At 38.1% G+C, this 13,683-nt stretch carries 13 protein-coding genes and 1 pseudogene; 9 read left to right on the top strand and 5 right to left on the bottom strand.

What is annotated here, in order from left to right; genetic code table 11:
- Positions 1–31: 31 nt before the first annotated feature.
- The 9 genes and pseudogenes from LS66_RS03700 to LS66_RS03660 all read left to right on the top strand — a co-directional run bounded on the left by LS66_RS03700 (position 32) and on the right by LS66_RS03660 (position 6,744).
- Positions 32–763 carry a (Fe-S)-binding protein gene (locus tag LS66_RS03700; RefSeq protein ID WP_034328276.1) on the top strand — a complete coding sequence of 244 codons (732 nt, stop codon included), beginning with the start codon at positions 32–34 and terminating at the stop codon, positions 761–763.
- Position 764: 1 nt separating this feature from the next.
- Positions 765–2,204, top strand: coding sequence for a LutB/LldF family L-lactate oxidation iron-sulfur protein (locus tag LS66_RS03695; RefSeq protein WP_034365328.1), 1,440 nt, complete (start codon positions 765–767; stop codon positions 2,202–2,204).
- Entirely contained in the window at positions 2,197–2,856 is a 660-nt protein-coding gene (locus tag LS66_RS03690; RefSeq protein ID WP_034365325.1) for a lactate utilization protein C, read from the top strand. Before LS66_RS03695 ends, LS66_RS03690 begins: the two co-directional genes overlap by 8 nt.
- Before the next feature lie 9 nt (positions 2,857–2,865).
- Entirely contained in the window at positions 2,866–3,255 is a 390-nt protein-coding gene (locus tag LS66_RS03685; RefSeq protein WP_034365323.1) for a winged helix-turn-helix domain-containing protein, read from the top strand.
- Between the two features lie 87 nt (positions 3,256–3,342).
- Positions 3,343–3,755: pseudogene (locus tag LS66_RS10255) on the top strand (class I SAM-dependent DNA methyltransferase); the annotation flags it as partial.
- 219 nt (positions 3,756–3,974) lie between these two features.
- The gene (gene modA, locus LS66_RS03675) at positions 3,975–4,742 is read left to right on the top strand and encodes a molybdate ABC transporter substrate-binding protein (RefSeq protein ID WP_236096971.1); all 768 of its coding nucleotides are present in this window, start codon (positions 3,975–3,977) and stop codon (positions 4,740–4,742) included.
- A 21-nt stretch (positions 4,743–4,763) separates the two neighbouring features.
- Positions 4,764–5,180, top strand: a complete 417-nt coding sequence (locus tag LS66_RS03670; protein WP_011115497.1) for a hypothetical protein — start codon at positions 4,764–4,766, stop codon at positions 5,178–5,180.
- Positions 5,181–5,197: 17 nt separating this feature from the next.
- Positions 5,198–5,857, top strand: a complete 660-nt coding sequence (modB, locus tag LS66_RS03665; RefSeq protein ID WP_081947925.1) for a molybdate ABC transporter permease subunit — start codon at positions 5,198–5,200, stop codon at positions 5,855–5,857.
- Positions 5,854–6,744, top strand: coding sequence for an ATP-binding cassette domain-containing protein (locus LS66_RS03660; protein ID WP_034365319.1), 891 nt, complete (start codon positions 5,854–5,856; stop codon positions 6,742–6,744). The genes modB and LS66_RS03660 overlap by 4 nt, the downstream gene beginning before the upstream one ends.
- 4 nt (positions 6,745–6,748) lie before the next feature.
- Here LS66_RS03660 and LS66_RS03655 read toward each other — a convergent pair whose 3' ends face one another.
- From LS66_RS03655 to LS66_RS03635, 5 genes are all read right to left on the bottom strand, one after another.
- Complete coding sequence (locus tag LS66_RS03655; RefSeq protein ID WP_034365317.1) at positions 6,749–8,071, bottom strand: peptidase U32 family protein; 1,323 nt, start codon at positions 8,069–8,071, stop codon at positions 6,749–6,751.
- The gene (locus LS66_RS03650; RefSeq protein ID WP_034365315.1) at positions 8,071–8,754 is read right to left on the bottom strand and encodes a chemotaxis protein; all 684 of its coding nucleotides are present in this window, start codon (positions 8,752–8,754) and stop codon (positions 8,071–8,073) included. The genes LS66_RS03655 and LS66_RS03650 overlap by 1 nt, the downstream gene beginning before the upstream one ends.
- Positions 8,755–8,853: 99 nt before the next feature.
- Positions 8,854–9,954 carry a peptide chain release factor 2 gene (prfB, locus tag LS66_RS03645; RefSeq protein WP_034365313.1) on the bottom strand — a complete coding sequence of 367 codons (1,101 nt, stop codon included), beginning with the start codon at positions 9,952–9,954 and terminating at the stop codon, positions 8,854–8,856.
- Between the two features lie 125 nt (positions 9,955–10,079).
- The gene (locus tag LS66_RS03640; protein ID WP_034365311.1) at positions 10,080–12,359 is read right to left on the bottom strand and encodes an outer membrane protein transport protein; all 2,280 of its coding nucleotides are present in this window, start codon (positions 12,357–12,359) and stop codon (positions 10,080–10,082) included.
- Positions 12,360–12,530: 171 nt separating this feature from the next.
- Positions 12,531–13,667, bottom strand: a complete 1,137-nt coding sequence (locus LS66_RS03635) for an asparaginase (RefSeq protein ID WP_081947924.1) — start codon at positions 13,665–13,667, stop codon at positions 12,531–12,533.
- Positions 13,668–13,683 lie beyond the last annotated feature (16 nt).

Raw genomic sequence — 13,683 nt, 5'->3', positions numbered from 1 at the left:
ATTGTTTTATGAAATTTAGGAAGGAGTTAAAATGCGGGTGTTTTTTTTCTCAACTTGTCTAGGCGGTGTGGCATATGCCGATACTTGTGTAAATGCAATCAAATTATTACAAAAAGAGGGCTGTGAAGTAGTGTTTAAAAAAGACCAAACTTGCTGCGCACAGCCAAGTTATAATTCAGGCTATTATGAAGAAAGTCGTAAGGTAGCCTTATACAATGTCGAGCTTTTTAAAGGAGAAGAGCCAATCATCGTGCCTTCAGGCTCTTGCACGGGTATGATGAAAGAGGATTATCTCTCGCTTTTTGAAGGCACAAGCGATTTTGAGAGAGTAAAGCAATTTAGCAGTCGCGTATATGATTTAGGCGAATATCTCCATAAGATTCTCAAGGTGAAATATGAGGATAAAGGTGCGCCGACAAAAATCACTTGGCATAGCAACTGCCACGCTTTACGCACGGCTAAAGTGGTAGATAGCGCAAAGGCACTGCTTAACTCACTCAGTAATGTAGAGCTCATCGAGCTAGAGCGCGAAGCGGAATGCTGCGGTTTTGGCGGGACTTTTAGCGTAAAAGAACCCGAAGTTTCAAATGCAATGGTGAGCCAAAAAATAGAGGATATTCTCTCGCGCAATGTAGAATATGTCGTATCTGCAGACGCCGGGTGCTTACTCAACATCAGTGGCGCAATGAAAAAGCAAAACATTGCGGTTAAGCCTATACATCTCTATGATTTTTTAGCCCAAAGAATTGGATTAGGAGCATAATATGAGCAATCAAGGACACAATGCCATCGTGCATAGCGCACTCAACGATAATCAGTTAAGAAAAAATCTAAAAAGCGTTATGGATACGCTTAAGGGCAATCGTAAGAATCTTATCGCTTCTCGCTACACAGATTGGGAGGCTTTGCGTGAGCAAGGCAGGGCTGTAAAGCAAAAATCTCTCTCACAGCTTGATACCCTGCTTGAGCGATTCGAGCAAAATGCGCTCAAAAATGGCTTTAAAGTGCATTGGGCAAATGATAGCACAGAAGTAAATGAGATTATCTACAGGCTTATGCAGGAAAAGGGTGTAAATAAGATTCTTAAAGGCAAATCAATGGCAAGTGAGGAAACCCACCTTAACGCCTTTTTGAAGCAAAAGGGCATTGAGCCGGTGGAGACAGATTTGGGCGAGTTGATTATTCAGCTTATTGATGAGCCGCCAGTACATATTGTTGCCCCTGCTATTCATAAAAATCGCTACCAAATTGGTGAAATTTTTCAGCAAAAACTCGGGGCAAATTTAGAATCCGAGCCAGAAAAACTCAATGAAATTGCGCGCGTGCATTTACGCAAGGAGTTTAAAGAGTTTAAAATGGGACTAAGCGGCGTTAATTTTGCCATTGCAAATGAAGGCGCGATTTGGCTTATTGAAAATGAGGGCAATGGGCGTATGAGCACCACAGCAAGTGATATTCACATCGCTATTTGTGGGATTGAAAAGGTTGTTGAAAGCTTTGAAGATGCAAGTATTTTAGACGCGCTGCTTGTGCCTTCAGCCACGGGCGCACCTATCACTTGCTACAATAACATCATCACTTCCCCGCGCAAAGAGGGTGAGCTTGATGGACCAAAAGAGGTGCATATTATTATGCTTGATAATAACCGCTCGAATATGCTTAAGGATTCACATTTCTATCGCTCACTCTCGTGTATCCGCTGCGGGACTTGCCTCAATCACTGCCCGGTATATGACAAAATCGGCGGACACGCATATCTTAGCACCTATCCCGGACCCATTGGCGAGGTGATTTCACCTCAACTCTTTGGTATGCAAAAATTCGGGCATATGGTGAGTTTATGCTCACTTTGTGGGCGATGTAGCGAGGTATGTCCTGTAAAGATTCCATTAGCCGAGCTTATACGCGATTTACGCAGTGAAAAAGTAGGACAAGGGCGCAAGAATCTTAAAAGCAATGACGGCTCATCACGCGACAAAAATGAAGAATACGCAATGAAACAATTTGCTAATGCTGCAACAGATGGTCATACTTGGCGTGAATTATTGAATTTGCCAAACAAGCCTCTACTTATGCCTCTAGTAAAGCTTTTTAGTGGATTCATACCCGTGTTGAAAAATTGGGTAGCCTATCGCGCATTTCCTACTTTAAATGGCAACCTCCACAAAAAAGTTTCAAATATGAAAGGAGTTATCTATGAGTAAGCAAGACATTTTGGCGCGTGTGAAAGATTCAATGCGTGTTAATCCGCTCCATACAGAATCACCAAAATATACAAATCCGCTCAAAAGCGCACAACAAGACAAGGTGCAAGAATACATTGCCTTGCAGAATGCGAACAAAGCCATTGTGATAGAATCTAGCAAAGAAGCGCTTACACAAGATATTGCTAAAGCCTTAGTAGAAGCGGGCGCACAAAATATTTTGTATAATCCAAATATAAAAGACGCGCTTGATATAGGTGCGTTAAAGGGCGTTAGCGGGGTAGATTCTATGCATTTTGTCGCATATGAAAAAAGCGTTGATGAGACTAGAAGTGAGCTTTTTAACATTGATACTTCTATCATTCACGCAAATTGTGGCGTGGCAAATCTCGGCATTATCGGCATTGCTTCACACAAAAATGCCCCTCGTCTCTCATCACTCATCACGCGCACCTGCGTTGTTTTGCTAAAAAAATCAAACATTGTGGAAAACTTCTATGACGGCGTGTGTGCGCTCAAAGCTCAAAGCGAAAATAATATCCTGCCGACTAATATGATTTTTATCGCTGGACCTTCGCGCACTGCGGATATTGAGCTTCAAACCGTCTTTGGTGTGCACGGCTCATTACGCACCTATGTGATACTCTATTAAGGAAAGATTATGAATGTTTTTGCGCGGTTTTGGTTTGAAAAAGATAATAAAAGCTACATTGGGGTAGGACGCGCAGAGCTACTCACGCGCATAGCAGAATCTGGATCCATATCAAAAGCGGCAAAACAAATGCGTATGAGCTATAAAGCAGCGTGGGATAGTGTAGATATTATGAATAAGCTCTCCCCCTCTCCACTTGTGCAATCAAATAATGGCGGCAAAGGTGGTGGTGGCACAAAACTCACTCCACTAGGACATAAAGCCCTTGAAACCTTTAATGAAATTGAAAGGGTAAAAAATATATTTTTTGATTATTTGGATAACTCACAAGATTTTGATGAGATTCTCTTAAAATTATCGCATTTAGAATCTGCTTTAAAAGATTTTAAAAAACCTTAACTCATTAGCTTCACTCTTTAGATTTTTATACTCATTTTTTATGCTATACAAAAGATTTTAAAAAACAAATTTCCAGATGAGTCTCATAAAAGCAATTTTGAATCTACACTTTCATTGATGATTCTATGGCTTAATCGTGTGCTTTTTCTTCAGCTTATTGAAGCAAATTTAGTGCATTTTAATGGTGGCGATGAGCGTTTGAAATTTTTAAATTTTCATAAAATTCCTACCTTTAGCACTTTAAACACACTTTTCTTTGAAGTCTTAAGCCAAAAAAAGACAGAGACGATGAAAATTTTAATTATTTACCTTATCTAAACTCCAGCCTTTTTAATCGCAACGAAAAAGAAAAGGCTTTATGCGAAATTTCAGCACTTGATGACACTTTAAGCCTTGCATATTTTGAAAAAACTTCCCTCAGGGATTTAATCAATTCTAGTGTTTTGGGGCTTATCTTTGCAAAACTCAATGGCTACAAGGAGGGCAGTTTCTACACGCCTAAATCACAAAAGCAAACCAAAAAATTGCAGATAAAATTTTAGAATCTAAACCCAAGATTCCACATTTGACACTTCCGCTTTAGAATCCCGCACAGCACATTAGCACACAAATCATATAGCCTTACAAATGATGAGATACAAAGATATAGAAGCGCATAATTGGCTTTGGTTATATAAGTTAGTATATAATTTTGCTACTTGAATCTTATGGAAGGTGTTATGATATTTGTTAAAAAAATTCTCAATATATCTATTCTAAGTGCTTTTATCTGCGTAGGTGCGGTGGCTGAAGAAATTAATGTCCTTGCCGCAGCAAGTCTCAAATATGTGCTTGAAGATATTAAGAATGCGTATTTAAAAACGCATAAAAAAGATAAGATTCAAATTAGCTATGCCTCATCGGGCAAGGCATATGCGCAGATTCACAATGGCTCACCCACACATCTTTTTATCGCTGCAGATACAAGCTATCCACAAAAACTCTATGATAAAAAGCTTGCTCCTTTACCCCCTATCAATTATGCTAAGGGAAAACTTGTGCTTTTTAGCGCCAATGCTGCATTTAAAGTCAAAAGCATTGACATACTTCAAAATACTAACATTACTCACATTGCTATCCCAAACTCTAAACTTGCACCTTATGGTAGAGCAGCAGAGGAATTTTTAAAATCTCAAAAACTTGATAAGAAACTCAAAAACAAACTAAGCACAGGAGATTCTATCGGACAAACCACAACCTATGTGCTTACAGGTGCAAGCGAAATTGGTTTTAGCGCACTCTCTATGGTAATAAAAGATAAAACACCCCATCTCACCTATATCCTTATTGATGAAGGCACTTATAAACCTATCAATCAAGCATTGATTATCCCTCTATTTGGCAAAGATTCTCAACTTGCTAAAGATTTTGCTAAATATATTATTCATTCGCAAATAGCACAAAAAATACTCAAAGAATACGGATATGATAAGCCAGATAATGATTAAATCTTTAATGAAGTGGCAAAAATGAATAAAATTCCCGCTCGTATCTCCCATATCGTTACCCATAATGAATGCACAATGATACAAGCAGAATGTGCGCTTGGGTTGCTCCAAATTTTAGTGGTTGAAGCCGGTGATTTTGTCATTAATGACGAAGTTATAGCAACTTTTAAAGAAAATGAAGTCTTTATATCGCCTTTATCCAATACAAAAGGACATTTAAGTATCATAAATGCCTTTGAGGGTATAATAGATACTTATCAACACAGCGGACTTTTTACGCGTCTTCGCATATTGCCAAAAAGTGCGATAAACTCTACTCAACAATCTCTTGTAATCTATGCGCTTCTCCCCTCACTTACCCCCTATCCTCTTAAACCTAAAGAGCAATGTATGTGGTATGTGCCTTGCACGCATATTTTACTTGAAAGGAAAAGCTAGTGGATTTTTTTGAAACAATGCGACTTACTTTCTTAGTTGCTACACTTACTACATTGATTTTGCTCCCTATTGGCATATTTTTAGGTAATTATCTTGCTTTTTCACAAAATCCTTTGCGTCCCATCATAGAGGTGCTTGTATGGCTGCCTCTTGTGTTACCGCCATCTGTGCTTGGATTCTATCTTTTGATTACTTTTAGCCCTACAAATGCTTTGGGTGCGTTTTTATTAGAGTATTTTCATCTTAAACTTGTTTTTAGCTTTGAAGGGCTTATTTTAGCAAGTATCATTTTTTCTTTACCCTTTATGTGCAACCCTATCAAAGCCGCTCTTTCAAGCCTTTCACCCACGCTTAAGGAAGTAAGTTTCACACTGGGCAAAAATAGAATCTACACACTCTTTTTTGTCCTGCTTCCTAATATTAAACCTGCTCTTCTCTTAGGTTGTGTTACAAGCTTTGTGCATACTATTGGTGAATTTGGCGTAGTAATGATGATAGGGGGTAATATCCCAAATCAAACGCGCGTGGCAAGTATCGCTATTTACGATGAAGTAGAATCGCTCAATTATGCCCTCGCACATCAATATGCTTTTACACTTTTTGCAATATGCTTTATTTTGCTTCTAAGTATTTTTTATCTTAACAGACGATTCCAACAATCTCAAGGCATCTTATGAGCGATATTGTCTTTCGCTTTAATAAAAAATTGCTTGGGAGCAAAGGTGCATTTAAACTTGAAATAGATAAACAATTAAACTTTGGTGAGTTTATCGCACTTTTTGGCAAAAGTGGTGCTGGGAAAACAAGTATTTTGCGCGTTTTGAGCGGACTTGATAAAGTAGAAAATGGTTATATTCGCGTAGGTGATACGATTTGGTTAGATTCTCAAAAAAACATTGATGTCCCTCCGCAAAGGCGGCGCATTGGATTTGTTTTTCAAAACTACGCCCTCTTTCCTCATCTAAATGTATATGAAAATATTTGTTTTGGGCTCAAAAACAAACAAGATAGAATCTTTGCTGATGAACTCGTAGCTCTTATGGATTTGCAATCCCTTAAAAAGGCGCACATTCATCAACTCTCTGGCGGACAATCTCAACGCGTAGCACTTGCGCGTGCCCTTACTTCACGACCTACACTTTTGTTGCTTGATGAACCTTTCTCTGCACTTGATAATGCAATGGCACAAACCCTACAAAATGAACTCAAAAAGATTCATAAACACTTCAATCTCACAACTTTACTTGTGAGCCACAATCTAAGTGAAATTTTCTCTCTTGCTTCTCGCACTTTTGTCATAAAAGAAGGGCAAATTATCAGTGATGGAAGCAATCAAGAAGTGTTTATTCAAAAGCGTCTTAGTGCTAAAATCAAACTTACAGGCAAAATTATCAATATATCCATACAAGAGATTGTATGTATTATAAGCGTGCTTTGTCAAAATGAGATTTTTCAAATTGTCTATGACCCCATTGAGGCGGCAACTTTTAAGGTGGGCGAACAAGTAATTATTGCCTCTAAAGCTTTTAGCCCTGTGCTTTATAAGCTTGAGGTATCTTTATAACTCTTTAAAGCCTCTCTCGCAAAAAACTAAATGGTGGCAAAGGCAAAGGCAGCTTAAAAGCATTGGTATTGCCACTATGGATAGAATCTAGCTCTTTGTCATCTTTCAAGCAAATCCTATTAAAACGCATATATTTCACGCCTTGTTCTTCAAATATCTCGCCAAGATCACTTTTACCACAAGTTATACTTTCACCAAAAGGTGCGACAATCTCTTTTGCCTCTCCAACTCTAATGGTATGCCTACAAAATGCCCACTCGCCACTCTCATCAACTTCTGCATTCACTTGGTAACTCCCCTCACTTATGGCAGTGAGATGATTTTGTGTATTAAACTTCTCATAAGGACGATGGATAATATAACCATCAGTGAATCCACGATTTTTAAGTGTATAAAGTTCATTGGTATAAAAGGCACTATTTTCACTGCCATTATAATAATCATCAATAGCTGCGCGATATGCCCTTGCCGTAATGCCAGCATAATAATTTGACTTTGTGCGTCCTTCAATTTTAAGTGCATCTACTGCTCCAGAATCCAAAATTTCACGAATATGCCCACTTAAATTTAAATCCTTTGAATTAAAAATATGCGTCCCCAAGCCCTCTTCCTCTTGTAATCTCATCATCACACCATTATCAGGATTTTTGACATAGAACTCTTTGCCATCAAACTTCACAAGCTCATCATTCTCCACATTACGCACAAAATATTCATAATCAAATCGGCAGTCATTGGCGCAACTCCCACGATTTGGCACACGCCCACTCTGCAGAGCAGAAATCAAACATCGCCCAGAAAACGCAAAACACATACTCCCGTGCACAAAAATTTCAATCTCCAAATCAGGCAAATGTTTTTTAATCTCAAGTGCATCTTTGAGACTTATTTCACGGGCGGCAACAATGCGTTTCACACCCATTTCATAAAATACCTCTGCATCAAGCACATTAAGCACATTTGCTTGAGTAGAGAGGTGAATAGGGATTTGCGGAGCAATCTTTTTGCTCAATTTCACTACACCCGGTGCCGCTACAATAAACGCATCGGGATTTAGAGATGCCATTTTAGTGATATGAGATTCTAAAAGTTTAAGTTGGGAATTAAAAGGAAATCCATTAATCGTAACAAATACCTTTTTACCACGCTCGTGAGCATAGGCTACACCTTGCGCGAAATCTTCAAAACTAAAGTCTTTTCCCGCGCGCGCGCGTAAAGAAAAATGGCTCACGCCTCCATATACTGCATCTGCACCATAAGCAAGAGCAATTTTAAGTTTTTTAAGATTCCCAGCAGGAGAAAGGAGCTGGACCCTAAAATCTGCCATTATTTTGCGCCAAATGAAGCAATAAGAGCCTCAATATCGTCCTCATTCGCAACATCTTCCTTATCATCTCCCGCAATAAATACCGCTGAACTTACGCGCTTACTATCATCAATTTTACCCTCAAATAAAGAATTCATATATTGTGCTAATGCACGCATAACATTGATAACGCGTTCAATTTTTTGACGATGAATATCTTGATATTGCATTAAATCCATTGCCTGCATTGAAGCATCATTAATGTCATTGGCTGCATTTAAAATAATTTTTTCACTTTTTTGCAATTCTTTTGTAGATTCTAAAGCACTTTGAAAGCTCTGAATATGCGGAAATGTTGCACAAAGCTTACTGAAAAGATGCTCTTGATTTTCAAGATATTTTTTAATATTTTTAATCTCTTTTTCAATTTTTGCCGCACTATTGCTCATAATTTCAAGCTGGTCAAAAATCTGAATACCCTTAGCTTCTGTATCTTGAGTCACTTCATCAAGCTGATGCACTACTTTATGGTCTTCAGTAGGTGGTGGTGGAGGCCACTTTTTATCAGCCTCCACACGAAAATCATTAGGGTCAATAGTTTCTGTTTTAAACTCTTCTTGTGTGTCTGATGTATCAGAAAGCGCATCTACTTCACTTATATCTGGCTCTCCATTCATAAGAGAATCTAACTCTTCTTGGGTCATTATATTGCCTTTTTTTTATTCAAAATAATGGAATGCGTATTATACAACATTACATTGAATGGATTATTAAAATCAGCTAAGTGCTTTTGACTACACAACTTAATTATCTTTCGCACTTGTATGCACAAGAACAGATTCTATAATCTCATCAATATCTCCATCAAGCACACCGCTAGTATCACTTGTAGCAAATTGAGTGCGCAAATCTTTTACCTGTTGATAAGGAGCAAGCACATAGGAGCGGATTTGATGTCCCCAACCAATTTCACTCTTTTCTTGACTTGCTCCTTCTTGATTTTTTTGCAACTCTAACTCATAGAGTTTGGATTTTAACATTTTCATCGCCGTAGCTTTATTCTTATGCTGACTTCTATCATTTTGACATTGCACCACTATACCTGTAGGAAAATGAGTGATTCTAATAGCAGATTCTGTTTTATTGACGTGTTGTCCGCCTGCTCCACTTGCACGATAAGTATCAATGCGTATATCTTTGTCCTCAATCTCAATGTTTATATCATCATCAAGCTCTGGACTTACCTGCACACTAGCAAAACTCGTATGCCTCTTAGCATTTGCATCAAAAGGAGAGATTCTCACTAAACGATGCACACCATTCTCGCTTTTAGCATAACCATAAGCATTTTCGCCTTTTATGATAAAAGCCACACCTTTAATCCCTGCTTCCTCGCCATCTTGGTAATCAAGCAGCTCAACTTTAAACCCCCTACGCTCACTCCAACGCAAATACATACGATAAAGGATACTTGCCCAATCTTGAGATTCTGTGCCACCAGCACCGGGCTGAATAGTAATAATAGCATTTGAACCATCATTCTCACCACTTAACATTACTTCAATCTCAACCTTTTGAATATGACTAAGCAAAGAAGGTGCTTGCTCAAAAAGCAACTCTAAAGTGCGAGAATCTTCCTCGCTCAAAGCTATTTCATATAGTTCTAGCGCATCATCAATTTCTTGTTTTGTGTTCGTATAAGTTTGTAGCATTCGCTCACATTTTCGCTTTTGCTTCGCTACTTCTGCTGCTCTTTTGCTATCATTCCAAAAATGCTCATCTTGCTCAAGATTCTCAATATCTTTAAGCTGCTTTTGAAGCGAAGTTGGATTAAGAATCTTTGCAATATTCTCACATTTATTTTGCAAAGTTTTAAGTAACTCACCATATTCATAAGAATCCATATTCTACCCTTGATTTTAAAAACTCAAATTGTAGCACATATTTATAATTTCCTCTTAACTTTTTATTTTGCTATGAATTCTCTTAATGCTTGAATTAGGCTATTTTGTGCCTTTTTAATAAAAAGTTAAAATTGATAACCCAAAGAGGCAGAGAGCAAATGAAGTTGTCCGAATCCACCTGTTTGATAAATACTTTTACGCCCATCTTTAAGACTTAGACTATATGCAACGCCTAGATTCCATTGCTCACTAAATGTTTTTCTCACTCCTGCACCAAACATATAGGCATTACTATCGGGGATTCCTATTTTATCTTGAGGCACAGGGGATTGGTCAAATGCCGCAGAAAACATTAGAAGTAGATTCTTTTGTGTCAAATAAGTAACCCCTAAACGCAAAGCAATAGTATCCTGCCAACCATCACCCATAGCCACTGCACCATAATCAGCTAACCCCATCATTGCTTCTAATTGTTGCGAACTAAATTGCATTACCATACCGCTAAGAGGCGTAAATTTGGGATTGCTAAAGTTAAATGCAAATTTATCTCCCTTGCTCCAATAAATTCTCTCATATACAAACTCTACACTTAATTGCTCAAAATAGTGCATTATTGCAATTTGCACGCTTGAAGGAAGCGTAACGCCAAGATTTAAATCTGCTTTCATATTTACATTACCCACCGAACCACCAATATAAGTTGTAGCATCAAGGCCGCCCTTGAGGTTAAAAGTTACGGGAGAAGTATAAACAACACTCAAAGTAGTTTTCTTGCTTTCAAAGGGACGCATACTCATTGCAAGTTTATAGCCAAAGGCAAGATCTGCACCATTACTTTTTTGCTCTACTTTAGTCGCTCCTACAAGCCTTGTAGTAATCTCCATATCTCCCATACCAAAGGCATTTGCCACTTGTTTGGCATCCATTAGAGGGAGATAGCCACGTGGAGCTCCATCGGCATCTGTTTCTGTTGGAGATGGATAAGCACAAGGTCCCGGGTTACTTGTTTGCAAGTTACCATTAAAATCATAAAATGTCCCTGTGTAACAATTCACATATGCTCCTAAGTTTTGAGCTTCTTTCATAGTGTCTGCTAAATTACCACAACCATAAAAATCACTTGTGCTATAACCATTTTGAATACAATAATTTACGCCATTGACAAATTTATAGCCTGTTTGCTCTACCCCATTAATAGTAGTTTTATAAGTTTGATTAGGCACTTTATTGAATAATGTGGGCAAACAAATAGCTGTTTGACTTGCACAAGTCTTATCATTATACCGCCATTCTAAGTTACCATTTGTCCATTCACCCTGATAGTTCTCCCAATTCTTTTTAATTTTTGCGTTAATCTCTGCAACCTTTGCATTATAACCTGCAACATCAATGCTTTGTTTATTGTCATCAACATAAGGAGCAAACACACTCGGGTCAGGCATACCAAACCACGCTTCAGGATTAAATATTGTAGGCATTTGATATCGAAGCTTATTATTTAAGTGTCCTCCACCAGAAACTCCTAATCCTGCCAAAGCAGCTAAAGCATTACCTTGAGCTGTGTTTACTGCATAAATGAGCTGCGCCATAGCTGGTGGCACCATAGATTCTGGAATTTCATCAAAATCTTTAATATTTGTAATCACTTCACCGGGCTTATCTTTTGTGCCAAGTGGAACAAACACAGTGTTTTTGAAATTGCCCATTCCATAGAGAATCCGCGGACTTAACCCAATAGAAATACGTTCATCATAATTCCAACTCAAAGAAGGACTAAATTCCACCATTGCAATCATCACATTGCGTAAAAAAGCTCCTGCCTCGCCATTCCAATTCATTGCTAATCCGCTAGGAGCAGTAAAACTCGCACCAAAATTCCAATTTCCCCACTTATTTTTAGCAGTTTTGCTTTTATAAAAAATCTTAGGCACAGGAAAAAATGTCGGGTCAGCAGAACCCTCAACTAATGCACCTCTCTCACTAAATCCCCATTCTCCGTGCTGGTTTTTCACTTCAGAGGGCACTTCAATGGGTGCACTCAAATCCACACCCAAAAAAGTGTTTGCTAAATTTGCCATATTTGAATCAATACCCAATGTCGTAGTGGTGCTTAAGCCCCAATTAATAGAGCCCTCACCAATATTTTTCAAATTCGTATCTGTTGTAAAAGCAAAACCCGGAATGTAAATGCCTGTAAAAGTAATATCTAAATCGTGTTTAGCCGTGTCTGATAATGGGTGAGAAAAACCCATATTAGCAGGATTATAATATGCGCTATCCGCCCCATAAGCTCCAGCGACATAAGCAGAATTTAATGCAGTAGCGTTCAAACTTTGCTCGGTTATCTTAAAACCAGAAGCCATACTTAAAGAAAATAAAAGTATTAAAGTCAAAATAATACGCATATTCTTTTGTCCTTACTTACTATCTTTAAATTTCCCTAAAATCCTTAAATATTAAGGATTCTTACTTTTTATCTGCAAACATTCATAAAGGCTTTATATTCTAAAGTTGTCTATGCAACTATAATAAGATGGAATTGTATTATACCTAGATAAACAAATTTTAAAATCACATTAATATCTTTGAAAAATTTTTGCAATTTCTGCTGAATTTTTGGTTTGAGTAAGGGCAAGCATTAAAAGCACACGTGCTTTTTGTGGGTTCAAATCCCCACTGCCAATAAAGCCAAGTTTAGCATCTGCTTCACTTGCTAATACTATGCCATTATTTATCCTTGAGCTTTGCACGACTATCAAACCCTCTTGCATTAATTTTTTAAGCATATCTTTGTGATTCTTATGGATACTTCCAGCGCCACTTCCTGCTATGACCAAGCCTTTTGTGCCTTGATTTGCCAAAGCTTGAGCCGCTATGGCTAAGCCATCATTAGCATAAGAATAAAGAATATCCACTTTTGGCAGAGATCTCAAAGAGCGCACATCAAATTCACTATGAGTCGTATGAGGCTTATTTGGAAATGTGTAGAAAAATATTTTACCATCTAAAATATAGCCCATATCGCCACTATTAGGGGAGGAAAAAGCATCTACATTAAGACTATGTGTTTTGCTCACATATCGCGCACTTTGGATTCTATCATTCATCACTACCATAACGCCCTTACCCTTTGATTGCGTATTAGCTGCTAATGCAAGTGCATTGTATAGATTCTTAGGACCATCAGCACTTATCGCAGTGCTAGGACGCATTGCTCCTGTAAGCACTACAGGCTTATCACTTCGAGTAGTAAGATGCAAAAAAAATGCGCTCTCTTCCATTGTATCTGTGCCGTGAGTAATAACAATACCATCAATCTTTGGATTCTCAAGCAACTTATTCACGCGTTGAGCCAAAGTGAGCCATATTTCATCACTCATATCTGCACTATCAATATTGGCAATTTGCTCCCCTTGAATATGTGCAATCTCTTGAAGCTGTGGCACAGCCTCAATCAATGTATCAACGCTTATTACTCCTGCATTATAGCCTGTTGTTTTAATTTGAGAATCTACCGCCCCAGCTATCGTGCCTCCTGTGGCAAGAATCACAATATTAGGCTTCTTTATTTTGGCATTTTGCTCAAAGCCTTCCAACTTTTCACTCCTTTTTTCTTTCACTTGCTGTGCTTTCTCTTCACTTGAACAACCTAGCATTCCTAATGCCATCACAAGAACACAAACAAAGATTTGAGCAATACGCCATATATTCATTGTAATCTCCTACAAA

The sequence above is a fragment of the Helicobacter sp. MIT 03-1614 genome, from assembly GCF_000762925.2.
Classification (GTDB): Bacteria; Campylobacterota; Campylobacteria; order Campylobacterales; family Helicobacteraceae; genus Helicobacter_C; species Helicobacter_C hepaticus.
Note: the sequence above shows the minus strand (reverse complement) of the source record. Positions and strands in the feature narration are given on the sequence as shown.

Bases quoted from the DNA above. Each gene is read 5' to 3' on its own strand.
- LS66_RS03700 (WP_034328276.1), top strand. From the start codon at position 32: ATGCGGGTGTTTTTTTTCTCAACTTGTCTAGGCGGTGTGGCATATGCC.
- LS66_RS03695 (WP_034365328.1), top strand. From the start codon at position 765: ATGAGCAATCAAGGACACAATGCCATCGTGCATAGCGCACTCAACGAT.
- LS66_RS03690 (WP_034365325.1), top strand. From the start codon at position 2,197: ATGAGTAAGCAAGACATTTTGGCGCGTGTGAAAGATTCAATGCGTGTT.
- LS66_RS03685 (WP_034365323.1), top strand. From the start codon at position 2,866: ATGAATGTTTTTGCGCGGTTTTGGTTTGAAAAAGATAATAAAAGCTAC.
- modA (WP_236096971.1), top strand. From the start codon at position 3,975: ATGATATTTGTTAAAAAAATTCTCAATATATCTATTCTAAGTGCTTTT.
- LS66_RS03670 (WP_011115497.1), top strand. From the start codon at position 4,764: ATGAATAAAATTCCCGCTCGTATCTCCCATATCGTTACCCATAATGAA.
- modB (WP_081947925.1), top strand. From the start codon at position 5,198: ATGCGACTTACTTTCTTAGTTGCTACACTTACTACATTGATTTTGCTC.
- LS66_RS03660 (WP_034365319.1), top strand. From the start codon at position 5,854: ATGAGCGATATTGTCTTTCGCTTTAATAAAAAATTGCTTGGGAGCAAA.
- LS66_RS03655 (WP_034365317.1), bottom strand. From the start codon at position 8,071: ATGGCAGATTTTAGGGTCCAGCTCCTTTCTCCTGCTGGGAATCTTAAA.
- LS66_RS03650 (WP_034365315.1), bottom strand. From the start codon at position 8,754: ATGACCCAAGAAGAGTTAGATTCTCTTATGAATGGAGAGCCAGATATA.
- prfB (WP_034365313.1), bottom strand. From the start codon at position 9,954: ATGGATTCTTATGAATATGGTGAGTTACTTAAAACTTTGCAAAATAAA.
- LS66_RS03640 (WP_034365311.1), bottom strand. From the start codon at position 12,359: ATGCGTATTATTTTGACTTTAATACTTTTATTTTCTTTAAGTATGGCT.
- LS66_RS03635 (WP_081947924.1), bottom strand. From the start codon at position 13,667: ATGAATATATGGCGTATTGCTCAAATCTTTGTTTGTGTTCTTGTGATG.